This window comes from Pseudomonas sp. B21-053 (assembly GCF_026016365.1).
GTDB lineage: Bacteria > Pseudomonadota > Gammaproteobacteria > Pseudomonadales > Pseudomonadaceae > Aquipseudomonas > Aquipseudomonas nunensis.
The window spans coordinates 2,150,068-2,174,885 of the sequence record NZ_CP087205.1 but is presented as its reverse complement, the minus strand read 5'-3'; the positions used below and the strand labels follow the sequence as shown (position 1 = coordinate 2,174,885).

Here is a 24,818-nt window from a genome sequence, read left to right as displayed (position 1 = left end):
GCTACAGATTATTCAGTGCCGATCCTGTCAGCACTTGTCATGATTTTTCTGCCCGGATGTCTCATGCGCAGTCGCCTTTTCAGTCTTTTATCGTGTTTGCTTCTTTCTGCCACTGCTGCTCAATCAGTCCAGGCGGTGGACTTGTCCACCCAACGCCAGTATTACGATGAAGCCAAGCGTGCCTTGGCCAAGGGCGATTCCGAGCCCTATTTCCGCTATAGCCAGGCACTCAGCGATTATCCGCTGGAGCCGTATCTGGCCTATGACGAACTGACCGCACGCCTTAAAACCGCCAGCAATGCCGAGATCGAGAAGTTTCTCGCCGAACACGGTGACCTGCCCCAGGCCAACTGGATGAAATTGCGCTGGTTGCGCTGGTTGGCGGATCGCGGTGACTGGGCGACCTTCGTCAAGTACTACGACCCCAAGCTGAATTTCACCGAACTGGACTGCCTGAACGCGCAGTACCAGATCGGCCATAACCTCAAGCCCCAAGGCTACGCCAACGCCGAAAAGCTCTGGCTGACCGGCAAATCGCAACCCGCCGCCTGTGATGGCCTGTTCGGGATCTGGGCCGCCGAAGGTCAACTGACCGAACAGAAACGCTGGGAACGCACCAAACTTGCGGCCCAGGCACGCAACTATCCACTGGCCAACAGCCTGGTCAGCGGCCTGACCACCCTCGCCCCGCGCGGTCGCTTGTTGGTAGATGTGGCGCAGAAACCCGAACTGCTCAATCAGCCGTCGCGGTTTGTCCCGGCCGATGAGCCAATGTCCGACATCGTCAGCCTCGGCCTGCGCCGTCTCGCGCGTCAGGATCCGGACAAGGCCATGGACCTGCTCGACGGTTACGCCAGCAGCATGCATTTCTCCCGCGACGAAAAAGTAGCGATCGCCCGGGAAATCGGCCTGACCCTCGCCCGACGTTTTGACCCGCGCGCGCTGGACGTCATGACCAAGTATGACCCGGAACTGCGCGACAACACCGTGTCCGAATGGCGCCTGCGCCTGCTGCTGCGCCTGGCCCGCTGGGATGATGCCTATCAGTTGACCCGGCGCTTGCCGCAGGACCTGGCGACCACCAACCGCTGGCGCTACTGGCAGGCGCGCAGCCTGGAACTGGCGCAGCCGCAAAATCCGGAAGCGCAGACGCTGTACAAGGGCCTCGCCCGCGAGCGGGATTTCTACGGTTTCCTTGCGGCCGACCGCTCGCAACTGCCCTATTCGCTGCTCAACAAACCGCTGGTGCTCAGTCAGGCATTGATCAACAAGGTGCGTAACACCCCTGGTGTGCGTCGCGCCCTGGAATTCCACGCCCGCGGGCAGATCGTCGACGGTCGTCGCGAGTGGTATCACGTCAGCCGTCATTTCAACCGTGACGAAATGGTCGCCCAGGCGAAACTGGCCTATGACCTGAAATGGTATTTCCCGGCGATCCGCACCATCAGTCAAGCGCAGTACTGGGACGACCTGGACATCCGCTTCCCGATGGCCCACCGCGACACCCTGGTGCGTGAAGCCAAGGTCCGTGGCTTGCATTCGAGCTGGGTGTTCGCCATCACTCGCCAGGAAAGTGCCTTCATGGACGACGCCCGCTCCGGCGTCGGTGCCAGTGGCCTGATGCAATTGATGCCCGGCACTGCCAAAGAAACCGCGCGCAAATTCAGCATTCCCCTGGCCTCGCCGCAGCAAGTGCTCGACCCGGACAAGAACATCCAGCTCGGTGCCGCCTACCTGAGCCAGGTTCACAGCCAGTTCAACGGCAACCGCGTCCTCGCCTCCGCTGCCTACAACGCCGGTCCCGGTCGCGTGCGCCAGTGGCTGCGCGGTGCCGATCACCTGAGCTTCGACGTGTGGGTGGAAAGCATCCCGTTCGACGAAACCCGCCAGTACGTGCAAAACGTGTTGTCGTACTCGGTGATCTACGGCCAGAAACTCAACTCACCGCAGCCGCTGGTGGATTGGCATGAGCGGTATTTTGATGATCAATGACCGGTAATGCCGGTCGCGTAGGAGCTGCCGCAGGCTGCGATCTTTTGATCTGCTCCTGAAAAAATGCCCGCATCGATTGATGCGGGCATTTTTGTTTGTGGTTCAAAGGAAGATCAAAAGATCGCAGCCTCGTTTCACTCGACAGCTCCTACGCGGGTCTCGTCGGTACTGATGCCTTGCCGTGCGCAGTCAAACGGTATCGTTGAGCAGGGCTTTTAGGTGAGTCGGGATCGGTCATTTCGATCAAACCAGCGACCAATGCAGGCTTAAGGTAGTTGACCCGAAAGGTCGCCTTATGCGCCAGACCGACCTCTGCCATCAACTCATTGACCTTGAGCGGGTTACTGCCACGGAGCGCCAAAAGCAATTTCGCTACTTGGTCGGTTACTTGGTCGGTTACTTGGTCGGTCAGGGGTTCGCTTCTGGCCGCTTCCGCCAGCGCAAGACTCAACGCCTTAAGCATGAACTCAACAAAAGGCGTCGATTCTGCCAACTGGTCAGCAGCCGACAATGCTGCGTAATACGCATCCTGCTGCTCACGAATCACCGCTTCGACCGGCAGATAAGCCAGCACAGGACGCCACTGACTGAGTATCAGGGTCTGCCAGAGACGCCCCATCCGCCCACACCCGCCTGACGAAACCGCCCGCAATCATCAATCAATCCGTGCATAAGCAGTTCATGAGCGCGGAGCAAATCGGCTCGACTGCCAGGCTTCAAGTCCGGCATCGCTTCATAGGCTGTAAAAGCGTTGCGTACTTCCTGGATTTCCCGTGGCAAACCCAATACGCGCTGCCCGGCCAAGACAGCCGTTACCTGCTCGATGCTGAGGGTGTTGTTTTCGATCGCCAACGAAGCCTGAATCGTACGAATACGGTTACTGCGGCGTAGCTGAGGTGTCTGTCGACTATCACTTACAGCCGACAGCTGACCGATCTGTTCACTGATCTCAGCGATCAACGCCAGTATTTTCGTGGTCAGGGTCAACGGTGGTTGGTAGCGACTCATAGCCTCATCCGGGCAACTTGATCAAGGCGACATGGTGCCCGAACAGAGGGGTTCAGGCAGCTTTCATTCGCAGCTTTCATTTAGAGTCAAAAGATCGCAGCCTCGTTTCACTCGACAGCTCCTACACAGCTCCTACGCAGTTTCTACACAGCTCCTACGCGTGCAGGTCGAGTTCGGTTTTGCCGTCGCTAAACTGCAATGCCGCCAACCGCGCGTACAGCGCATTGCTTGCCACCAACTCCTGATGCGTCCCCACCGCCACCAGTTTCCCTTGGTCCATCACTGCGATTCGGTCGGCGTTTTTCACGGTGGCCAGGCGGTGGGCGATGACCAGGGTGGTGCGGTTTTTCATCAGGCTCGGCAGGGCTTGCTGGATCAGGTGTTCGCTTTGGGCGTCGAGGGCGCTGGTGGCTTCGTCGAGCAGCAGGATCGGTGCGTCGACCAGCAGCGCCCGGGCGATGGCCAGGCGTTGGCGTTGGCCACCGGACAAGCCGAGGCCGCCGTCGCCGAGGTGGGTCTGATAGCCGTGGGGCATTTGCTCGATGAAGTCGTGGGCGTAGGCGATTTTCGCCGCTTCCTGGACTTGGGCCAGGGTTGCGCCTGGATTGCCATAGCGAATGTTTTCTTCGATGCTGCCGAAGAACAGCGCCGGATTTTGCGAGACCAGCGCGAAGCAGCGGCGCAGGTCGAGTGGATCAAGCTGCGTCAGCGGCACGCCGTCGAGCAGGATGCGGCCTTCGGCGGGGTCGTAAAACCGCAGGAGCAAGTCATACACGGTGGACTTGCCCGCACCGGACGGCCCGACCAGCGCCAGGGTTTCGCCCGCATTGATCGTCAGATTCAAGCCATCGACTGCAAAGCTTTCGGGACGCGACGGGTAGGAAAAGCGCACATCCTGCAACTGCAGATTGCCCTTTACCCTTTCAGGCAAGGTCACCAGTCCGCTGGTCGGTGGCTGGATGATGTTTTCCGAACGCAGCAACTCGGCGATCCGCTCTGCCGCACCCGCCGCTCGCTGCAATTCTCCGATGACTTCGCTCAACGTGCCGAAGGCGCTGCCAACGATCAGGCTGTAGAAGACAAATGCCGCCAGTTCCCCGCCGGAAATTCTCCCGGCGATCACATCCATGCCACCGACCCAAAGCATGACGCCCACCGCGCCCAGCACCAGCACGATCACCAGCGTGATCAGCCACGAACGCTGGACGATGCGTTTGCGCGCGGTTTCGAAAGCCTGTTCCACGGTCAGCGCAAAGCGTTGTTCGTCCTGGACCTGATGGTTGTAGGCCTGCACGGTTTTGATCTGGCCGAGGGTTTCGGACACGTAGCTGCCGACATCGGCAATCCGGTCCTGGCTCTCGCGCGACAGGCTGCGTACCCGGCGACCGAAGATCAGGATCGGCGCGATCACCAGCGGCAAGGCGATCACCACGATGCTCGTGAGTTTGGGGTTAGTGATAAACAGCAGCACGATCCCGCCAATGACCATCAGCAGATTGCGCAAAAACAGCGACAGCGACGAACCGATCACCGATTGCAGCAGCGTGGTGTCAGCAGTCAGCCGTGACTGGATTTCGGAGCTGCGGTTGTCTTCGTAGAAGCCCGGATGCAGGTACACCAGATGATTGAACACCTGGCGCCGAATATCCGCGACGACCCGCTCGCCGATCCACGACACTAGATAGAAGCGCGCAAAAGTACCGACCGCCAGGGCAAGCACCAACACCATGAACAGACCAATGGTCTGGTTGAGCAAATGCGGCGATTGGGTCATGAAACCCTGATCCACCAGCAGTCGAATGCCCTGGCCCATGGACAACGTAATGCCGGCGGTGACGATCAACGCCAGCAAGGCGCCCAGTGCCTGTAAGCGATATGGCACGAGAAAACGACTGGCCAGACGAATGGCACGACGGTGACGGGAAGAGAGCATCGGGTTCATCCAGGTTCGCGGTAGAAGCGATTGATGGGGCCAGCCTACACACTCAATGGGGTGGAACTCTGTAAATCACAATGAGTCAGGTTAATTATGTCCGCCAAGACTAGCGGCTAGACGCTATTGGTCTAAAGTCCGGGTGGCAACACTGCGGGATTTCTGGTGGACTGGAGTTGTCGCTTGGGAGAGACCGCAGGGAGTTGTCACAGCCCGGTCACCTGGCGGTTTTAGAGTAAGCACACAACCTGATGAGGAGACAGGCCATGTCCTTGCAAAACAGCAGCGAAGACAAGATTCAAGTGATCCGCACACAGCCAGACCAGTCTCTGGGTTGCTCGATTATCGATGAGGACGGGCACGAAGTACCGATCACTGAAGGCATGATCCAGGACGCCTGCCGCGAACTGGAGAAGCGATTGGTCAAGCCTGCCGAACAAGAGTGATATAGCCACCGTCTTCTTTGACCCGGCCCAGGTTGGCCGGGTTTTTTATGGGCGATTATCCGGACATTGTGGTGCGGCTATTCGCGAGCAAGCCCGCTCCCACAGGGGATTTTTGGTGAACACAAATGTGGTGCTCAACCGAGATCCAGTGTGGGAGCGAGCCTGCTCGCGAAGGGGCCGACTCGATTCCTAGACGGTCACTGCACCAAGGGCCGCCACGATCTTCTGCAACACCGGCGAATCCCCCTCAATCCGCACCTGCAACCCATCAATCTCCCGGCGCGGCGGATAGTTCTTGCGCAGCGCATCAAACGCCGCACGCTGCTCGCTCACATTGCCCACAAGACTGCGGCGGAAATCCGCATCGTCGCGGCGCGGGTCGTACACGCCTCGGCACAACATCGCCAGCGCCCAGGCCGGATCGCTGTCAGCGTGCAAGGTCACTTGCGTCAACCACGGCGCGGGCAGCAAATCACTCAGGCTGACTTCGGCCGGCTGGCCGAGGAAGTCGCAATACGCCTGATAGATCTGCGCCGTGCCGCGCTGTTTGCCGTCGAGGCTGTAGCCGGCGATATGCGGTGTCGCCAGCACGCAAAGGTCAGCCAGTGCCACGTCGACCTCGGGCTCGCCTTCCCAGACGTCCAGCACCGCTTGCAGGTCTTCACGCTGCAGCAACACCTGGCGCAGGGCCGCGTTGTCCACCACCGGGCCGCGGCTGGCGTTGATCAGCCAGGCGCCGGGCTTGAGTCGGTTCAAACGGGGCTTGTCGAATAGGTGCCAGGTTGCCTGAACGCCGTGCTTCTTCAACGGCGTGTGTAAGCTGATGACATCGCACTGCTCGATGATCTGCTCAAGGCTGACAAAATCGCCGCCCTCCGCCGCTTGCCGGGGCGGATCGCACACCAGCACGTTCCAGCCCAGGCCTTGCAGGACCTTGACCAGCCGGCCGCCCACTTCGCCGGCACCGACCACGCCATAGGTGCGTTGAGTCAGGTCGACACCTTCAATTTCGGCGAGAGTCAGCAGGCTGCCAAGCACATAGTCGACCACGCCCCGGGCATTGCAGCCGGGTGCGCTGGACCAGGTGATGCCAGCCTGTTGAAAGTAATCCAGGTCCAGGTGATCGGTGCCGATGGTGCAGGTGCCGACAAACCGTACCTTGCTGCCTTCGAGCAACGCACGATTGACGTTGGTCACCGAGCGCACCAGCAGTACATCGGCCTGCTCGACCATGGCGCGGTCGATGGAACGCCCCGGCACCCGGCGTATTTCGCCGAAACCCTGGAAAAAGGCGTCGAGCAGCGGGATATTTTCGTCGGCAACAATCAGCATGGCGAGGCTCCTTTGGCGGATCGGCAGTGTAGTTGCAGATGACCTGTCACGCCTAGCACGCATCCCCGGCATGGGCTGCGTAGGAGCAATGTCGGGGCCGTGTAGGAGCTGTGTAGGAGCTGTCGAGTGAAACGAGGCTGCGATCTTTTGATCTTGTTTTTAAAAAGCAAAGTCAAAAGATCGCAGCCTCGTTTCACTCGTCAGCTCCTACGGGGGATGTGCAGTAGGTGGAAAGAATTACAAATCCACAACACAGCGCTTTTCCTGACCAGTGCGTCAACGGGGTAGAATGCGCCGCCCTGCGCCTCAAGTACCCTGGACGTTTCGCTCGTGAATTCCGTGACTGATCACCCCGCTGCAACTCCCCTCACCCGCCCGGCCCGGATTCGCCTGGAGCTGAAGACCCTGCTCGCGCTGGCGTTGCCGATCATGATCGCGCAACTGGCGACCACCGCCATGGGCTTCGTCGATGCGGTGATGGCCGGCCGGGTCGGTCCCCGTGACCTGGCCGCCGTAGCGCTGGGCAACTCGATCTGGGTCCCGGTGTTCCTGCTGATGACTGGCACGTTGCTGGCAACCACGCCCAAAGTCGCCCAGCGTTTCGGTGCCGGGACTCACAACGAGATCGGCCCTATCGTGCGCCAGGCGTTGTGGCTGGCGCTGGTGGTGGGGTTGATGGCGACCGGCATGCTGATCGCCGCCGAACCGATCCTGCACATCATGAAGGTCGATCCCGAGCTGATCGGCCCGTGCATGCAATACCTGCACGGCATCGCCGCCGGTTTGCCAGCGGTTGCGCTGTACCACGTGCTGCGCTGCTACAGCGACGGCATGGGCCGTACGCGTCCGGCGATGATCCTCGGTTTGTGCGCCCTGGCGCTGAACATCCCGCTGAACTACGTGTTCATTTATGGGCACCTGGGCGTGCCCGCCATGGGCGGCGCCGGCTGCGGCTGGGCGACAGGGATTGTGATGTGGTTCATGGCCCTCGGCATGATCGTCTATACACGCTGGGCGCCGGCCTACCAGAAAAGCGAGCTGTTCAGCCGCTTCGACTGGCCACAATGGTCGGTGATCAAACGCCTGCTGAGCATCGGCTTGCCGATCGGCATTGCGGTGTTCGCTGAATCGAGCATCTTCGCGGTGATTGCCCTGCTGATCGGCAGTCTCGGCGCGACCGTCGTGGCCGGGCACCAGATCGCCCTGAACGTCAGCTCCCTGGTGTTTATGATCCCCTACTCGCTAGGCATGGCCGTCACCGTGCGCGTCGGTCAGGCACTGGGCCGCAATGAACCGCGTGAAGCGCGCTTCGCTGCCGGCGTCGGCATGGGCACCGCGCTGGCGTATGCGTGCCTCTCAGCGAGCATGATGTTGTTGCTGCGCGAACACATCGCCACGATCTACACCGCCGACCCTACGGTGATTCATGTGGCGGCGATGCTGATTGTGTATTCGGCGCTGTTTCAGTTTTCCGATGCGATCCAGGTCACGGCGGCCGGAGCATTGCGCGGTTATCAGGACACGCGGGTGACGATGATCCTGACCTTGTTCGCGTATTGGGGGATCGGCTTGCCGGTGGGTTACGCCTTGGGCCTGACCGATTGGTTCGGCGCGCCGAGCGGCCCGAGCGGCCTGTGGCAGGGTTTGATCGTGGGCTTGAGTTGCGCGGCGCTGATGCTGTCGATCCGCCTGACGCGCAGTGCACGCAAGCGGATTCGCATCAGCCAATCGATGGGTTAAGCGAGTTTCTTGCGGATCCAGTAGAGGTAGGTGCCTGCCTCTTCGTGCTGCGCCACCAGTTCGTGGTCGAGAAACACACAGAACTTGGGAATGTCGCGCCGGGTCGACGGGTCGGTGGCGATCACCTTGAGCAAGCCACCGGGCGCCAGGTCACGGATGTGCTGGTGCAACATCATCACCGGCTCCGGGCAGTTGAGGCCGGTGGCGTCGAGGGTGCCGTCTACCGGCGTATCAAGCATTTCACTCATGATTCACTCCTGAAACTGGCCGGCATTGTCGCGCATTGCCGGGTGTTCGGTCATCTGTGGCATGACGCCATCCCCCTGTGGGAGCGGGCTTGCTCGCGAAAGCGGTGTGTCAGTCGACATCAATGTTGAATGTCAGCCCGCCTTCGCGAGCAAGCCCGCTCCCACAGGGGATCGTTGGTCTCAGCGGGACTTGGGTTTCTTCACGTCAATCCGGCGCAAATGGCAGGTCACTTCTTCGCGGTCGTGGTACAGCTGTTTGCAGCCGATCTCGACCTTGATCCCGCGCTCCTTGAAGCCATCGGCGATGCGTTCGAGCAAGCGCTTCACTTCCGCGTAACGCTGTTTCATCGGCAGCTTGAGGTTGACCACTGCTTCGCGGCAATGGCCTTCGCCAATCCACTCTTCCAGCATCGCGGCGTTGCGCGCCGGTTTCTCGACGATGTCGCAGACCATCCAGTCCACCGGTTGGCGCGGCTTGAAGGTGAAACCGTCGGCCATCAAGTGTTGCACCAGGCCGGTATCCATCAGGCTTTCGGCCATTGGACCGTTGTCGATGGCGGTCACCAGCATGCCACGGTTGACCAGTTGCCAGGTCCAGCCGCCCGGCGCGGCGCCGAGGTCAACGCCGGTCATGTCGCTATGCAGGCGCTCGTCCCACTGATCACGCGGGATAAAGTGGTGCCAGGCCTCTTCCAGCTTCAGCGTTGAACGGCTTGGCGCGTCACGTGGAAACTTCAGGCGTGGAATACCCATCGGCCACATCGCCGAGTTATTCGACTCAGCCAGGCCGACGAACACTTCACGACCGCTTTTGAAGGTCAGCAACAGGCGCGGCTTGCTGGCGTCTTCCACCAGTTTGCCGGCCGCCATCAGTGCCTTGCGCAGGTGGCCTTCGAATTTCTTGCAGAAGTTCGACAGTTCCTTGCCATCGTTGGTGTCGACCATTTCCAGCCACAGACTGCCGCACACCGGGAAATCGACGATGTGCGCAAGGATCACGCTGATGCGATCGGTTTCCGGCAGGTCGATGAAAATCCCGCGCGCCCATTGGCGCGGGAAGATCAGCTCGGCAAAGCGCTGGCCGCGCATCAGGCGCTCGGCGCCGTCTTCTTCGGTGCAGATGAATTCGGCACAGGCGCTGGCGGTCTTGGCCTTGGCATAGCCGGCCACGTTCAAGCGTGCGGCGTGTTCGGCAATCTCGGAACAGACTTCGCCTTCGAAGCCCGGCCGGCAATGCATAAATAGGGTGTTCATTCTTACTCCTGGGCAGATGGCGAGGAATTCAGCCACTGCGCGATGCCCAGGCTTGCGGTGAAGCAAAGCCTGTCACGAAAACCGGCGCATGATAGCCGAGTTCGGAACATTGGACTTGTCGATAGAGTCCAGTTATTAGCCAGCTACTTAAAACAGGGCTAGGTTTAATGCTCTGTTTGTCCCGTCAGTCCGTAGCCGTGCGGCCCCAAAGGAGTCATTTCAAATGCCGTCCCTCGATAGCCTGAAAACCCTTAAAACCTTACAAATAGACGACAAGACCTACCATTATTTCAGTCTGCCCGACGCTGCCAAGACCCTCGGTGATCTCGACAAGTTGCCGATGTCGTTGAAAGTCCTGCTGGAAAACCTGCTGCGCTGGGAGGACGAAAAAACCGTCACCGGCGCCGACCTCAAGGCCATCGCGGCCTGGCTCAAGGAGCGTCGCTCCGACCGCGAAATCCAATACCGCCCCGCCCGCGTATTAATGCAGGACTTTACCGGTGTGCCCGCCGTGGTCGATCTGGCCGCCATGCGCGCCGCGATGGCCAAGGCTGGCGGCGACCCGCAGCGCATCAACCCGCTGTCGCCGGTGGATCTGGTGATCGACCACTCGGTGATGGTCGACAAATTCGCCAGTTCCAGCGCTTTCGAACAGAACGTCGACATCGAAATGCAGCGCAACGGTGAACGTTACGCGTTCCTGCGCTGGGGCCAGAGTGCCTTCGACAATTTCAGCGTGGTGCCGCCGGGCACCGGGATCTGCCATCAGGTCAACCTCGAATACCTCGGGCGCACGGTCTGGACCAAGGATGAGGACGGCCGCACTTATGCGTTCCCCGACACCCTGGTCGGCACCGACTCCCACACCACCATGATCAACGGCCTCGGCGTACTCGGCTGGGGCGTGGGCGGGATCGAAGCGGAAGCGGCGATGCTCGGCCAGCCGGTATCGATGCTGATTCCGGAAGTGATCGGTTTCAAACTCACCGGCAAGCTCAAGGAAGGCATCACCGCCACCGACCTGGTGCTGACTGTCACGCAGATGCTGCGCAAGAAAGGCGTGGTCGGCAAATTCGTCGAGTTCTACGGCGACGGCCTGGCTGATCTGCCACTGGCCGACCGCGCGACCATCGCCAACATGGCCCCGGAATACGGCGCGACTTGTGGTTTCTTCCCGGTGGACGACGTGACCCTGGAATACCTGCGCCTGTCCGGCCGCCCGCCGGAAGTGGTGAAACTGGTCGGGGCCTACTCCAAGGCCCAGGGCCTGTGGCGCCTGCCAGGCAAGGAACCGATCTTCACCGACAGCCTGGAACTCGACATGGGCTCCGTCGAAGCCAGTCTCGCCGGGCCAAAACGCCCGCAGGACCGTGTCTCGCTGCCGAACGTCGCCCAGGCCTTCAGCGATTTCCTCGGCCTGCAAATCAAACCCACCAGCAAGGAAGAAGGACGCCTGGAAAGTGAAGGCGGCGGCGGTGTCGCGGTGGGTAACGCGGACATGGTCGGCGAGGCGGACTACGAGTCTGACGGCCATACCTACCGGCTGAAAAACGGTGCGGTGGTGATCGCAGCGATCACGTCCTGCACCAACACCTCCAACCCGAGCGTGATGATGGCGGCCGGGTTGGTGGCGAAGAAGGCAGTCGAGAAAGGCCTGAAACGCAAACCGTGGGTCAAGAGTTCATTGGCGCCCGGTTCGAAAGTGGTCACCGATTACTACAAGGCTGCGGGCCTGACGCAGTACCTCGATGAACTGGGTTTTGCCCTGGTCGGTTATGGCTGCACCACTTGCATCGGCAACTCCGGGCCGTTGCCGGAGCCGATCGAGAAAGCCATCCAGAAAGCCGATCTGGCGGTGGCGTCAGTGTTGTCCGGCAACCGCAACTTCGAGGGCCGGGTACATCCGCTGGTGAAAACCAACTGGCTGGCCTCTCCGCCGCTGGTGGTGGCTTATGCGCTGGCGGGTACGGTGCGGATCGACATCAGCAGCGAATCCCTGGGTGATGACAAGGACGGCAACCCGGTTTTCCTGCGGGACATCTGGCCGAGCACCAAAGAGATCGCCGACGCGGTGAATCAGGTCAACACCGCGATGTTCCACAAGGAATACGCCGAAGTGTTTGCCGGCGACGAGCAGTGGCAGGCGATTGAAGTGCCGCAGGCCGCGACTTATGTCTGGCAGGAGGATTCGACGTACATCCAGCATCCGCCGTTCTTCGATGACATCGGCGGGCCGTTGCCGGTGATTCAGGACGTGAAAAAAGCCAACGTGTTGGCGCTGCTCGGCGACTCGGTCACCACCGACCACATCTCCCCCGCCGGCAACATCAAGGCCGACAGCCCGGCCGGTCGTTACCTGCGCGAGAAAGGCGTGGAGCCGCGGGACTTCAACTCCTACGGTTCGCGTCGTGGCAACCATGAAGTGATGATGCGCGGCACCTTCGCCAACATCCGCATTCGCAATGAAATGCTCGGTGGCGAAGAAGGTGGTAACACGATCTACATTCCGACCGGCGAGCGACTGCCGATCTACGATGCGGCCATGCGCTATCAAGCGTCGGGCACGCCGCTGGTGGTGATTGCCGGGCAAGAATACGGCACCGGGTCGAGCCGCGACTGGGCGGCCAAGGGCACCAATCTGCTGGGGGTGAAAGCGGTTATCGCTGAAAGCTTCGAGCGCATTCACCGCTCCAACCTGGTGGGCATGGGCGTGCTGCCGCTGCAGTTCAAGCTGGATCAGAACCGCAAGAGCCTGAACCTGACCGGCAAGGAAACCGTGGATATCCTCGGGTTGACCGGCGTCGAGGTCACACCGCGCATGAACCTGACGCTGGTGATCACCCGTGAAAACGGGACCACTGAGAAGGTCGAGGTGTTGTGCCGGATTGATACGCTGAACGAAGTCGAATACTTCAAGGCCGGGGGGATTTTGCATTACGTGTTGCGACAGCTGATTGCCTCATAAGCACTGCTGCTGACAGAGACACCGCCTTCGGGCGGTGTTTTTGTTTGTGCTGAGAAGTGAACAAAAATACCCTGCACACCAGCGATCAATTGTGGGAGCGGGCTTGCTCGGGAATTCGGTGCACCAGTCGCCTTAATTGTTGAATGACACTCCGCTTTCGCGAGCAAGCCCGCTCCCACAGGGGGTTATGTGTTGTCCACAAATCCCCTGAACTCCACTGACCCACTGTGGGAGCGAGCCTGCTCGCGAAAGCGGTGTGTCAGCCGACATGGATGTTGGATTTGATGGCCCCTTCGCGAGCAGGCTCGCTCCCACAGGGGTAAATGTGTTGAACACACATCCCTTGAACACCACCGCTCCCACAGGGGATCACCTCACACTGCAAAATTTACTGGTACAAGGACTCCAACATGCCCGCTCTGCCATGGCTCTACCTGGCACTCCTCTCCATCGGTTATGCCCTGGCCCTGATCTACGGCCATCTCGGTTGGCTGGCGGCTATCTCTGTCGCCCTGCTGCTGTTCGCCGGTTTCGCCGTGCGCCAGCAAAAGGTTCCAGTCGCCCGCTACCTCGGCCATGGTTTGTTTATCGTCCTGGCGCTGGCGCTGGCGATGCACTGGCTGCCCGGTTTCTACAATGGTCGCGGTATCGATCCACAGCGATTCACCGACGATGCCGTGCCGTTTTCCATGTATTTGAACCAGGACAAACCGCTGATTGGTTTCTGGTTGTTACTGGTGTGCCCATGGATTGTTGGTCGGCGCTCGCTGCGGCTGTCCATCTATGCCACGGCGTTGGCGCTGACCTTGAGCATCGTCCTGGCATTGGGTGGCGCGTTATTGCTGGGCGTGATCAGTTGGGCGCCGAAGTGGCCGGACCAGGCCTGGCTCTGGGTCTTGAACAACTTGCTGCTGGTGACACTGGTCGAGGAAGCACTGTTTCGCGGCTATATCCAGGGCGGTCTGAGCCGGCATTTCAAACATCTGCCCTACGGCGAAAACCTCGCCCTGTTGCTGGCCTCGCTGTTGTTCGGCCTGGTCCATCTGGGCGCAGGCTGGCAATGGGTGTTACTGGCGAGCCTGGCGGGTGTCGGCTATGGTCTGGCCTACCGATTTGGCGGGTTGGGTGCGGCCATCGCTACCCATTTCGGCTTGAACCTGCTGCATTTCGGTCTCTTCACCTACCCGATGCTTGCCGGCTGACGCAACGGTCGTTTTGCGACGCGCCGCTGATTATTGAAATTTAATTTCAATAAATCCCTGACCACGCCGACAACCTCTCAAAGCCTCACGGATTGAAATAGCCATGCGTAACAACCAACCCATTACACAACGCGAACGGACCTTCCCGGCTCAGCAACGGTTGATTTCCACGACCGACGCCAAAGGCGTGATCACCTACTGCAACGACGACTTCGTCGAAATCAGTGGGTTTTCCCGTGAGGAGCTGATCCGTGCGCCGCACAATCTGGTTCGTCACCCTGACGTGCCGGCGGCGGTATTCGCGCACATGTGGGGTACTTTGAAACAAGGCTTGCCATGGATGGGCATTGTCAAGAATCGCTGCAAGACCGGTGACCATTACTGGGTTAACGCCTATGTCACGCCGATTTTCGAAGGCAACCAGGTGGTCGGTTACGAGTCGGTGCGGGTCAAACCCACCGCCGAACAGATCGGCCGGGCCGAAGCGCTCTACCAACGCATCAACCAGGGCAAGTCGGCGATTCCTTCGTCAGACAAATGGCTGCCGGTTCTTCAGGACTGGGTACCGTTTATTCTGGTCAGCCAACTGAGCTTCATGATCGGTGCCTCGCTGAACTCCCAATGGGGTTTTGCCTTGGCGGCCGCTCTCTCCGTGCCACTGGGCCTGCTGGGTCTGAGCTGGCAACAACGCGGTCTCAAGCGCCTGCTGGTCCTGGCCGGACAAACCACTTCCGACCCGCTGATCGCGCAGATGTACACTGACAGCCGTGGCGCCCAGGCGCGTCTGGAAATGTCGATCCTCAGCCAGGAAGCCCGCCTGAAAACCTGCCTGACTCGTCTGCAGGACACCGCCGAGCACCTGACCGAGCAAGCGAAGCAGTCCGACACTCTGGCGCACAACAGCTCCAGCGGTCTGGAACGTCAACGGGTCGAAACCGAACAAGTGGCCACCGCGGTCAACCAGATGGCTGCTACTACCCAGGAAGTCGCCAGCCACGTGCAACGCACCGCTGACGCCACCCAGGAAGCCAATCGCCTGACCAGTCGCGGTCGCGACATCGCCGGGGAAACCCGCGAAGCCATCCAGCGCCTGTCAGTGGTGGTCGGTGAAACCGGTTTGACCGTGACGCAACTGGCCAAGGACAGCGACGAAATCGGCGGCGTGGTCGATGTGATCAAAGGCATCGCGGACCAGACCAACCTGCTGGCACTCAACGCCGCCATCGAAGCGGCACGCGCCGGTGAGATGGGTCGTGGTTTCGCGGTCGTCGCGGACGAAGTGCGCCAACTGGCGCAACGCACCAGCGAATCGACCGGGCAGATCCATGCGCTGATCGCCAAGCTGCAACAGACCGCCAATACCGCCGTGCAGACCATGGACGCGGGGCATCGCCAGGCCGAGGAAGGTGTGGCGCGGGTTCTGGAAGCGGATCAGGCATTGATCGGCATCAGCGAAGCGGTGGCTCACATCACCGACATGACCACGCAGATTGCAGCCGCGACCGAAGAGCAAAGCTCGGTGGCCGAAGAAATCAGCCGCAACATCAGCAACATCTCGCAACTGGCGGACCAGACCTCGGAACAGGCGCAACACTCGGCGTTGCTGAGTGAAGAACTGACCAAGACGGCCAGCACCCAGTACTCGTTGGTGGAGCGGTTTAACCGCTGATTGATGCTGGAAAGACAAAACCCGGACAGCGAAAGCTTCCGGGTTTTTTATTGCCTCGAGATCAAGATCAAAAGATCGCAGCCTTCGGCAGCTCCTACAGGATGTACGCCGAACCCATGTAGGAGCTGGCGGAGCCTGCGATCTTTTGATCTTGCTTCTTATAAAAACCCTGCAACCTTCCCCGCCGCAGCCGCCAAATGCTGCTCATGACTAAACCCGGACGCCTTCAACGGCTTCAAATCATGATCCCCCGCCACCAGCCAGAACACCTCGATGCTCGGCGACAACGCGTAAGCCTCGACCGCCTCACGATTACCCAACGCATCCCGCTCACCCTGCACAATCAAGGTCCGGGTCTTCAGCCCGGCCAGATGCTCGACCCGAGGTTTTTCCGGTTTACCCACCGCATAGAACGGATAACCCAGGCACACCAAGGCATCCGCACCCAATTCATCCGCCAGCAAACTCGCCATCCGCCCGCCCATGGACTTGCCGCCAATGGCCAAGCGCCCAGTGACATGGCGTCGCACCTCGGCATACACCTCACGCCAGCATTCCAACAGTTTCGGTGCCGGATTCGGCGGGCGTTTGCCGCCATCGAGGCGCCGTTGCGCCATGTACGGAAACTCGAAGCGCAGCACGTTGACGCCCTGTGCAGCAAGGCGCGCAGCCATGTCTTTCATCCAGCCGCTGTCCATCGGCGCACCGGCACCGTGGGCGAGGATCAGCGTGGTCGATGACGGCGCCGAAGCCGCATCCCACAACCAGCCATGTTCGGCCACGCACCGCCCCCATTGATCCCCGTCAATACTGGCCTTGTGCTCTTTGTCCATGCTTGCCTCGCTTTTAGTCTGCCTATAACTCCAGGCGAAGGGAGCGCTTGTCTTGCGGCTTACTCGCAAAGACACGCCTCTACTTCGGCTGAACCGTGGATGGGGAACCATGAACACTTCTATCAGTACCGCCTACAACTACAAGGTGGTCCGCCAATTCGCCATTATGACGGTGGTGTGGGGCATCGTCGGCATGGGCCTCGGGGTTTTTCTCGCGGCCCAATTGGTCTGGCCCGAACTCAACTTCAATTTGCCGTGGACCAGTTTCGGCCGCCTGCGCCCGTTGCACACCAACGCGGTGATCTTCGCCTTCGGCGGCTGCGCCCTGTTCGCCAGTTCGTTCTACTCGGTGCAACGCACCTGCCAGACCCAACTGTTTGCTCCGAAAATCGCCCAGTTCTGTTTCTGGGGCTGGCAACTGGTGATTGTCCTGGCGGCCGTCAGCTTGCCGTTGGGTTACACCAGTTCCAAGGAATACGCCGAGCTGGAATGGCCGATCGACATCCTGATCACCATCGTCTGGGTCGCCTACGCCATTGTGTTCTTCGGCACACTGGCCAAGCGCAAGACCAAGCATATCTACGTCGGCAACTGGTTCTTCGGTGCGTTCATCGTCACCGTGGCGATCCTGCACATCGTCAACAACCTGGAAATCCCGGTCAGCCTGACCAAGTCCTACTCGCTGTACGGCGGCGCGACTGACGCCATGGTGCAGTGGTGGTACGGCCACAACGCGGTGGGTTTCTTCCTGACCGCCGGCTTCCTCGGGATGATGTATTACTTCGTGCCGAAACAGGCCGAGCGTCCGGTGTATTCGTATCGCTTGTCGATCGTGCACTTCTGGGCCCTGATCACCCTGTACATCTGGGCCGGCCCGCACCACTTGCACTACACCGCGCTGCCGGACTGGGCACAGTCGCTGGGCATGGTGATGTCACTGATTCTGCTGGCGCCAAGCTGGGGCGGGATGATCAACGGCATGATGACGCTCTCGGGCGCCTGGCATAAGTTGCGCAGCGATCCGATCCTGCGCTTCCTCGTGGTCTCCCTCGCGTTCTACGGCATGTCGACCTTCGAAGGGCCGATGATGGCGATCAAGACCGTCAACGCCCTCTCCCACTACACCGACTGGACCATCGGCCACGTTCACGCCGGCGCGCTCGGCTGGGTGGCGATGATTTCCATCGGTGCGCTGTACCACATGATCCCGAAAATCTTCGGCCGCCCGCAGATGCACAGCCTCGGTTTGATCAATGCGCACTTCTGGCTCGCGACTATCGGCACCGTGCTCTACATCGCTTCGATGTGGGTCAACGGCATCGCCCAGGGCCTCATGTGGCGCGCTGTCAATGAAGACGGCACGCTGACCTACTCCTTCGTCGAAACCCTGGTGGCCAGCCACCCAGGCTTCGTCGTGCGGTTGGTGGGCGGTGCGATCTTCTTCAGCGGCATGTTGCTGATGGCCTACAACACCTGGCGCACCGTGCGGGCCTCGCAGCCTGCCGAAGCCGCCGCTGCCGCGCAGATGGCCTGAGGAGTCCGCCATGAAACACGAAACAATCGAGAAAAACGTCGGCCTGCTGCTGTTGCTGATGGTCCTGGCCGTGAGCATCGGCGGCCTGACGCAGATCGTCCCGCTGTTCTTCCAGGACGTGACCAATAAACCGGTGGAAGGCATGAAACCCTACACCGCGCTGCAACTGGAAGGTCGCGACATCTACATCCGCGAAGGTTGCGTTGGTTGCCACTCGCAGATGATCCGGCCGTTTCGCGCCGAAACCGAACGCTACGGGCACTACTCGGTGGCCGGTGAAAGCGTCTGGGATCACCCGTTCCTGTGGGGCTCCAAGCGCACCGGGCCGGACCTGGCCCGGGTCGGTGGCCGCTATTCCGAAGACTGGCACCGCGCGCATTTGTACAACCCGCGCAACGTGGTACCGGAATCGAAAATGCCGGCCTACCCATGGCTGGTCGCCAATCAACTCGACAGCAGCCACACCGAAACCAAGATCAAGGCCATGCGCACCCTCGGCGTGCCGTACAGCGACGACGACATCAGCGGTGCCGTCGCCTCGCTCAAGGGCAAGACCGAGATGGACGCTTTGGTCGCCTACCTGCAAGTGCTCGGCACTGCCATCAAGAGCAAGAGGTGAGCCATATGGTCTTTGAATTGAGCAGTGGAATGATCCGCGGCCTCGGCACGGTCGTGGTGTTCGTGGCCTTCGTCGGCCTCGCGTTGTGGGTGTTCAGCGGCAAGCGCAGCCCGGAATTCGCCGAAGCACGTTTGCTGCCGTTCGCCGACGAACCGCTTCCCGACGACGCCACCCAAGAACCTGAAACAAGGAGTACCCGGCCATGACCACCTTCTGGAGTACGTGGATCTGCGTACTGACCATCGGCAGCCTGATCGGCCTGACCTGGCTGCTGGTCGGCACCCGCAAGGGCGAGACCAAGGGCAGCGTCGACCAGACCATGGGCCACAGCTTCGACGGCATCGAGGAGTACGACAACCCGCTGCCGCAGTGGTGGTTCATGCTGTTCGCCGGCACGCTGGTGTTTGCCGTGGGTTACCTGGTCCTGTATCCGGGCCTGGGCAACTGGAAAGGCATCTTGCCGGGTTACGAGGACGGCTGGACCGGCGTTCACGAGTGGGAAAAGGAGATGAACAAGGCCGACGCCAGGTTCGGACCGATCTTCGCCAAATTCGCCGCCATGCCGGTGGAAGAAGTCGCCAAGGACCCGCAAGCGCTGAAAATGGGCGGTCGCCTGTTTGCCTCCAATTGCGCGGTGTGCCATGGCTCGGATGCCAAGGGCGCGTTCGGCTTCCCGAACCTGGTCGACAGTGATTGGCGCTGGGGCGGCGATGCCGACATGATCAAAACCACGATCATGGGTGGACGCATGGCGGCGATGCCGGCCTGGGGTGAAATCCTCGGCGAGGCGGGCGTGAAGAACGTCGCCGCGTATGTGCGTCACGAACTGGCCGGCCTGCCGCTGCCCGCCGACAGCAATGCAGACGTGCAAGCCGGACAGCAATTGTTCAGCACTACTTGCGTAGCCTGTCATGGGGCAAATGGCCACGGCACTGAAGCCATGGGCGCGCCGAACCTGACGCACCCGGCCGGATTTATCTACGGTTCAAGCCTGGCGCAACTGCAACAAACCATACGTCATGGCCGCCAGGGCCATATGCCGGCGCAGAACGAATTGCTCGGCAACGATAAGGTGCAATTGCTGGCGGCTTACGTTTTCAGCTTGTCGCAGGGTGTCAGCACCGAGCGTTTGCAGGCTGAAGGCAAAAGCGAATAATTCTTGACCGCTCTGCTGCCGCATTCTCCCGGATGCGGCAGTTCCCCGCTTCTTTGCGACCCATTGTCGCACCCTCCTTCAGTCTCCCTTTCGGTTCCCCGGAATCGGGTCTACGCTTGCTCGATGCGGACTGGCAAAGTACCGGTTCCAGGTCGACCTTAGCCGATGTGTTCGACGAATCTGCTCGATGACAGGCCGCAAAGGCTGGTAGATACCGGCTGTCGTGCAAATTGCCTTCTGTCACCTGAACCTTGCGTTTGAACACACCCCGTTACAACTGACCTGAACCCCTCGCCTTATTCTTCCGCTGCGACATTTTGTCCGGGGGCAATTTTGTCCTTACGCGGCGCATGGAAAGGCCGCAGAATCAGCTTCTGAAAGCATTGACCCAGGTCATGGTGCGTTGCAATGCCCCCCTGCTTTCTACATACTTGCGGCCGATTTTTATCCTAATAAAACACCCAAACCGTGGAACCTTAGAATGAGCACAGCAATCAGTCCGACTGCTTATAACTATAAGGTAGTCCGCCAGTTCGCCATCATGACGGTGGTCTGGGGGATCCTTGGCATGGGGCTTGGTGTCTTCATCGCCTCACAGCTTGTATGGCCGGAATTGAACTTCGGTCTGCCGTGGACGACTTTTGGACGCTTACGCCCGTTGCACACCAACCTGGTGATTTTCGCCTTCGGTGGTTGTGCACTGTTTGCCACTTCTTATTACGTCGTGCAGCGAACCTGCCAAACGCGACTGATTTCCGACAGCCTCGCTGCCTTCCACTTCTGGGGTTGGCAAGCGGTGATCATCGGCGCGATCGTGACCTTGCCGCTGGGTTACACCACCACCAAGGAATACGCCGAACTGGAATGGCCGCTGGCTATTCTGCTGGCCATTGTCTGGGTCGTTTACGGTCTGGTGTTCTTCGGCACCATCGTCAAGCGCAAGACCAAGCACATCTATGTGGGTAACTGGTTCTACGGCGCGTTCATCGTCGTGACCGCGATGCTGCACATCGTCAACCACATGTCGCTGCCGGTCAGCCTGTTCAAGTCCTACTCCGCCTACTCGGGTGCGACGGACGCGATGATCCAGTGGTGGTACGGCCACAACGCGGTGGGTTTCTTCCTGACCACCGGCTTCCTGGGGATGATGTACTACTTCGTTCCGAAGCAGGCCGAGCGTCCGATCTACTCCTATCGCCTGTCCATCGTGCACTTCTGGGCGCTGATCACCCTGTACATCTGGGCCGGTCCGCACCACTTGCACTACACCGCACTGCCGGACTGGGCACAGTCGCTGGGCATGGCGATGTCGATCATTCTGCTGGCTCCGAGCTGGGGCGGCATGATCAACGGCATGATGACCCTGTCGGGCGCCTGGCATAAGCTGCGCACCGACCCGATCCTGCGCTTCCTCGTGGTATCGCTGGCGTTCTACGGCATGTCGACCTTCGAAGGTCCGATGATGGCGATCAAGACCGTCAACTCGCTCTCGCACTACACCGACTGGACCATCGGCCACGTACACGCCGGCGCGCTCGGCTGGGTAGCGATGATCTCGATCGGCGCGATCTACCACATGATCCCGAAACTGTTCGGTCGCGTGCAGATGCACAGCATCGGCCTGATCAACACGCACTTCTGGCTCGCGACCATCGGTACCGTCCTGTACATCGCTTCGATGTGGGTCAACGGCATCACCCAAGGCCTGATGTGGCGTGCAATCAACGACGACGGCACCCTCACCTACTCGTTCGTCGAAGCGTTGCAAGCCAGCCACCCTGGCTACATCGTTCGCGCCCTGGGCGGTGCGTTCTTTGCCAGCGGCATGCTGTTCATGGCCTACAACGTATGGCGTACCGTACGTGCCTCGAACCCGGCTGAAGCCGAAGCCGCCGCTCAGATTGCTGTAGTTGGAGCTCACTGATGAAGCATGAAGCAGTCGAGAAGAACATTGGCCTGCTGGCCTTCTTCATGGTCATCGCCGTCAGCATCGGCGGCCTGACCCAGATCGTCCCGCTGTTTTTCCAGGACGTTACCAACAAGCCGGTCGAAGGCATGAAGCCTCGCCCGGCGCTTGAAGTCGAAGGACGCGACGTCTTTATCGCCAACGGTTGTGTCGGCTGCCACTCGCAGATGATCCGCCCGTTCCGTGCTGAAACCGAACGTTACGGCCACTACTCGGTCGCCGGTGAAAGCGTCTGGGACCACCCGTTCCTGTGGGGTTCCAAGCGTACCGGTCCGGACCTGGCCCGTGTCGGCGGTCGTTACTCCGATGACTGGCAGCGCGCGCACTTGTACAACCCGCGCAACGTAGTGCCTGAGTCGAAAATGCCGGCCTACCCGTTCCTCGTGGAAAACAAGCTCGACGGCAAGGACACCGCCAAGAAACTCGAAGTCTTACGCACGCTCGGCGTCCCTTACACCGACGAAGACATCGCCGGCGCGAAGGATGCCGTGAAGGGCAAAACCGAAATGGACGCGCTGGTGGCCTATCTGCAAGGCCTGGGCACCATCATCAAAAGCAAACGGTGATTTAGATGGATATCGGGATGATTCGTGGCCTGGGCACCGTTGTCGTGATGGTTGCCTTTATCGGTCTGGCGTTGTGGGTGTTCAGCCCCAAGCGCAAGTCGGAGTTTGAAGACGCGACCTTGCTGCCTTTTGCGGATGATCCCGAAGCCATCAAGCACGTCGAGCAAGCTTCTAGGAGTAACAAAGAATGACTACGTTCTGGAGTCTGTACGTCACAGTCCTCAGTCTGGGTACTATCTTCGCCCTGACCTGGCTGCTGCTGTCCACCCGCAAGGGCCAGCGCAGCGAAGCCACCGAAGAGACTGTTGGCCACTCCTTCGACGGGATCGAGGAGTACGACAACCCACTGCCGAAATGGTGGTTCATGCTGTTCGTGGGCACCATCATCTTCGCCCTGGGCTACCTGGTGCTGTATCCAGGCCTGGGTAACTGGAAAGGCCTGCTGCCGGGCTACAACTACCTCGATAACGACAAGCAGACTGCGTTCGCCAACGGCCAGACCGGCTGGACCGGCGTTCACGAGTGGGAAAAGGAAATGGCCAAGTCGGACGCCAAGTTCGGCCCGATCTTCGCCAAGTTCGCTTCCATGCCAATCGAAGAAGTCGCCAAGGACCCGCAAGCCCTGAAGATGGGTGGCCGCCTGTTCGCCTCCAACTGCTCGGTCTGCCACGGTTCCGACGCCAAGGGCGCTTATGGCTTCCCGAACCTGACCGACGCCGACTGGCGCTGGGGCGGCGAGCCGGAAACCATCAAGACCACCATCATGGGCGGCCGTCATGCGGTCATGCCGGCGTGGGCTGAAGTGATCGGCGAGCAAGGCGTGGCAGACGTTGCCTCGTTCGTGCTGACCAACCTCGATGGCCGCAAGCTGCCGGAAGGCACCAAGGCCGACCCGGTTGCAGGGCAGAAACTGTTCGCCGCCAACTGCGCCGTATGCCACGGCCCGGAAGGCAAAGGTACGCCAGCGATGGGCGCGCCTAACCTGACCCACCCGGCGGCGTTCATCTATGGTTCGAGCTTCGCTCAACTGCAGCAGACCATCCGTTACGGCCGTCAGGGCCAGATGCCTGCGCAAGAACAGCTGCAAGGCAACGACAAGGTTCACCTGCTGGCCGCTTACGTCTACAGCTTGTCTCACGGTGAGAAAGCTCCGGCGGCGGATGCCCAGTAAGGCAAACGCTTGAAGCAACATAAAAGGCCCCGCCAGTTCACTGGCGGGGCCTTTTTCATGGGCGCTGGGCAAAGATCGATTTCACTGGCACCGTGCGCAACAGCTCGCGCGTCTGCCACTGGTTGTCTTCCACGAAATTGACATGCAACAGTTTGCGATCCTCGGAGAAACTGGCGATCAGGTACGTCTGCTGGGATGCACTGCCGCTGAGGAAGGTCGGCACGTTGCCCAGGTACAACAGCGCACCGCCGTCTTCATGGTAATGACCAGCGAAGATCGCCGTAACCTCATACTTCGTGACCATGTCCTTGAAACGCTTGAGCTGGTCCCAGTTGCCTTTCCATTGGTCAGGGCTGTGCATGTTGACGATGATGGCGTAGCCCTGGGTTCGAGCCATCTGCAGGTCATTCTCCAACCAGTCCAGCGCATGGGTGATGTTGAACGTGGTAGGGTTCAACAGATGGGAAATTTTCACCTCATAGGTCGGCTCAAAGTTGAGTTGAACCAGATGCACTTCACCAATGTTCTTCGAATAGGCCAGACTGCCCGAATACAATCTGTTCAAAGGCCCGCCAGTCACTTTCAAATCAAACTCATCGACTTTTCCTTCATGATGTTCTTTATAGTCAACAATACTTCCTGCAGCACAACTGTTGGTAAAACAGTCATCGACATTGTTGGCGTAATCGTGATTACCCAGCCCGTACAGGAAGTCTTTATCGAAGTATTTCTTCAACGTCGAATTGATATAGGAGCGCTGCCAACCGTGACCAAACGCGGTCATGTCGCCGTTGATCATCAAGGGCACCTCCGACTGCCCTCCCGACTGTTTCCTGAAATCGGCAATACTCGCGAACTGGCTTTCCACCAGCCATTTCGCGCGCTTTTCAAACTCGACGTCCAACTCGTCTTCCCGCCGATCGGACTTTTCCGTCCATGGATATTGGGGGTCGGATGCAAACACCATATGGCGAGGTGTATTTTCAATCGAATGCGCGAGAGAAGCGATCGACAATAAACCCAGGCCAGCGAGCAGGCTCGTCACTTTACTGATATTCATAGAATTCCATTTCCTTTATTCTTTAACAAGCGCACAACCCGTTTGCTCTGCACCACTGCAAACTATTCGAGGACTAAATAAATTACAAACATCAGATCGCAACTAATTAATATGAATATATGTC

General features: G+C 59.8%; 20 protein-coding genes and 1 pseudogene. 14 read left to right on the top strand and 7 right to left on the bottom strand.

The window, feature by feature from the left end; all coding sequences use genetic code 11:
- Nucleotides 1-63 precede the first annotated feature (63 nt).
- Nucleotides 64-1,992, top strand: coding sequence for a transglycosylase SLT domain-containing protein (locus LOY68_RS09955; RefSeq protein ID WP_163909235.1), 1,929 nt, complete (start codon nucleotides 64-66; stop codon nucleotides 1,990-1,992).
- Between the two features lie 148 nt (nucleotides 1,993-2,140).
- Here the strand turns inward: LOY68_RS09955 and LOY68_RS09950 are convergent.
- Nucleotides 2,141-3,000: pseudogene (locus LOY68_RS09950) on the bottom strand (Fic family protein).
- Nucleotides 3,001-3,154: 154 nt separating this feature from the next.
- Complete coding sequence (locus LOY68_RS09945; protein WP_163909234.1) at nucleotides 3,155-4,942, bottom strand: ABC transporter transmembrane domain-containing protein; 1,788 nt, start codon at nucleotides 4,940-4,942, stop codon at nucleotides 3,155-3,157.
- A gap of 257 nt (nucleotides 4,943-5,199) precedes the next feature.
- On the opposite strand from LOY68_RS09945, the gene LOY68_RS09940 reads away from it, so the two are divergent.
- Complete coding sequence (locus tag LOY68_RS09940; RefSeq protein WP_054054311.1) at nucleotides 5,200-5,379, top strand: PA1571 family protein; 180 nt, start codon at nucleotides 5,200-5,202, stop codon at nucleotides 5,377-5,379.
- A gap of 189 nt (nucleotides 5,380-5,568) precedes the next feature.
- On the opposite strand, the gene pdxB is transcribed toward LOY68_RS09940, so the two are convergent.
- Entirely contained in the window at nucleotides 5,569-6,711 is a 1,143-nt protein-coding gene (gene pdxB / locus LOY68_RS09935; protein WP_265044301.1) for a 4-phosphoerythronate dehydrogenase PdxB, read from the bottom strand.
- Between the two features lie 330 nt (nucleotides 6,712-7,041).
- Between pdxB and LOY68_RS09930 the strand changes: the two genes are divergently transcribed.
- Nucleotides 7,042-8,451 carry an MATE family efflux transporter gene (locus LOY68_RS09930; RefSeq protein ID WP_054615618.1) on the top strand — a complete coding sequence of 470 codons (1,410 nt, stop codon included), beginning with the start codon at nucleotides 7,042-7,044 and terminating at the stop codon, nucleotides 8,449-8,451.
- Here LOY68_RS09930 and tusA read toward each other — a convergent pair.
- Together tusA and rlmM are read right to left on the bottom strand one after the other, a co-directional pair.
- The gene (tusA, locus tag LOY68_RS09925; RefSeq protein WP_054054315.1) at nucleotides 8,448-8,699 is read right to left on the bottom strand and encodes a sulfurtransferase TusA; all 252 of its coding nucleotides are present in this window, start codon (nucleotides 8,697-8,699) and stop codon (nucleotides 8,448-8,450) included. The two genes, LOY68_RS09930 and tusA, sit on opposite strands and share 4 nt — an antisense overlap.
- 180 nt (nucleotides 8,700-8,879) lie before the next feature.
- A complete protein-coding gene (gene rlmM, locus LOY68_RS09920) occupies nucleotides 8,880-9,953 on the bottom strand; it encodes a 23S rRNA (cytidine(2498)-2'-O)-methyltransferase RlmM (RefSeq protein WP_054054317.1) in 1,074 nt (357 codons plus the stop codon).
- A gap of 223 nt (nucleotides 9,954-10,176) precedes the next feature.
- On the opposite strand from rlmM, the gene acnA reads away from it, so the two are divergent.
- From acnA to LOY68_RS09905, 3 genes are all read left to right on the top strand, one after another.
- Nucleotides 10,177-12,918 (top strand): aconitate hydratase AcnA, encoded by a 2,742-nt coding sequence (acnA, locus tag LOY68_RS09915; protein WP_265044300.1) that lies wholly within the window; start codon nucleotides 10,177-10,179, stop codon nucleotides 12,916-12,918.
- A gap of 410 nt (nucleotides 12,919-13,328) precedes the next feature.
- Complete coding sequence (locus LOY68_RS09910; protein ID WP_265044299.1) at nucleotides 13,329-14,120, top strand: CPBP family intramembrane glutamic endopeptidase; 792 nt, start codon at nucleotides 13,329-13,331, stop codon at nucleotides 14,118-14,120.
- Nucleotides 14,121-14,223: 103 nt separating this feature from the next.
- Nucleotides 14,224-15,789 carry a methyl-accepting chemotaxis protein gene (locus tag LOY68_RS09905; protein ID WP_163909229.1) on the top strand — a complete coding sequence of 522 codons (1,566 nt, stop codon included), beginning with the start codon at nucleotides 14,224-14,226 and terminating at the stop codon, nucleotides 15,787-15,789.
- 158 nt (nucleotides 15,790-15,947) lie between these two features.
- Here the strand turns inward: LOY68_RS09905 and LOY68_RS09900 are convergent, their stop codons facing one another.
- Entirely contained in the window at nucleotides 15,948-16,622 is a 675-nt protein-coding gene (locus tag LOY68_RS09900; protein ID WP_265044298.1) for an alpha/beta family hydrolase, read from the bottom strand.
- A gap of 109 nt (nucleotides 16,623-16,731) precedes the next feature.
- On the opposite strand from LOY68_RS09900, the gene ccoN (LOY68_RS09895) reads away from it, so the two are divergent.
- The 8 genes from ccoN (LOY68_RS09895) to ccoP (LOY68_RS09860) all read left to right on the top strand — a co-directional run bounded on the left by ccoN (LOY68_RS09895) (nucleotide 16,732) and on the right by ccoP (LOY68_RS09860) (nucleotide 23,634).
- Nucleotides 16,732-18,156, top strand: a complete 1,425-nt coding sequence (ccoN, locus tag LOY68_RS09895; RefSeq protein WP_163909227.1) for a cytochrome-c oxidase, cbb3-type subunit I — start codon at nucleotides 16,732-16,734, stop codon at nucleotides 18,154-18,156.
- Nucleotides 18,157-18,166: 10 nt separating this feature from the next.
- Nucleotides 18,167-18,775: a cytochrome-c oxidase, cbb3-type subunit II gene (ccoO, locus tag LOY68_RS09890; protein ID WP_054054093.1), complete on the top strand. Its 609-nt coding sequence runs from the start codon at nucleotides 18,167-18,169 to the stop codon at nucleotides 18,773-18,775.
- Between the two features lie 5 nt (nucleotides 18,776-18,780).
- Complete coding sequence (locus tag LOY68_RS09885) at nucleotides 18,781-18,981, top strand: cbb3-type cytochrome oxidase subunit 3 (protein WP_163909226.1); 201 nt, start codon at nucleotides 18,781-18,783, stop codon at nucleotides 18,979-18,981.
- Nucleotides 18,978-19,931, top strand: coding sequence for a cytochrome-c oxidase, cbb3-type subunit III (gene ccoP, locus LOY68_RS09880; RefSeq protein WP_054054089.1), 954 nt, complete (start codon nucleotides 18,978-18,980; stop codon nucleotides 19,929-19,931). Before LOY68_RS09885 ends, ccoP (LOY68_RS09880) begins: the two co-directional genes overlap by 4 nt.
- 481 nt (nucleotides 19,932-20,412) lie before the next feature.
- A complete protein-coding gene (gene ccoN, locus LOY68_RS09875; protein ID WP_054054087.1) occupies nucleotides 20,413-21,855 on the top strand; it encodes a cytochrome-c oxidase, cbb3-type subunit I in 1,443 nt (480 codons plus the stop codon).
- Nucleotides 21,855-22,463: a cytochrome-c oxidase, cbb3-type subunit II gene (gene ccoO / locus LOY68_RS09870; RefSeq protein WP_054054085.1), complete on the top strand. Its 609-nt coding sequence runs from the start codon at nucleotides 21,855-21,857 to the stop codon at nucleotides 22,461-22,463. Before ccoN (LOY68_RS09875) ends, ccoO (LOY68_RS09870) begins: the two co-directional genes overlap by 1 nt.
- 5 nt (nucleotides 22,464-22,468) lie before the next feature.
- Complete coding sequence (locus tag LOY68_RS09865) at nucleotides 22,469-22,654, top strand: CcoQ/FixQ family Cbb3-type cytochrome c oxidase assembly chaperone (RefSeq protein WP_003175465.1); 186 nt, start codon at nucleotides 22,469-22,471, stop codon at nucleotides 22,652-22,654.
- On the top strand, nucleotides 22,651-23,634 hold the full coding sequence (ccoP, locus tag LOY68_RS09860) for a cytochrome-c oxidase, cbb3-type subunit III (protein ID WP_123599364.1): 984 nt from the start codon (nucleotides 22,651-22,653) through the stop codon (nucleotides 23,632-23,634). The genes LOY68_RS09865 and ccoP (LOY68_RS09860) overlap by 4 nt, the downstream gene beginning before the upstream one ends.
- 55 nt (nucleotides 23,635-23,689) lie before the next feature.
- Here ccoP (LOY68_RS09860) and LOY68_RS09855 read toward each other — a convergent pair whose 3' ends face one another.
- Nucleotides 23,690-24,694, bottom strand: coding sequence for a metallophosphoesterase family protein (locus LOY68_RS09855; RefSeq protein ID WP_265044297.1), 1,005 nt, complete (start codon nucleotides 24,692-24,694; stop codon nucleotides 23,690-23,692).
- Between the last annotated feature and the right edge of the window lie 124 nt (nucleotides 24,695-24,818).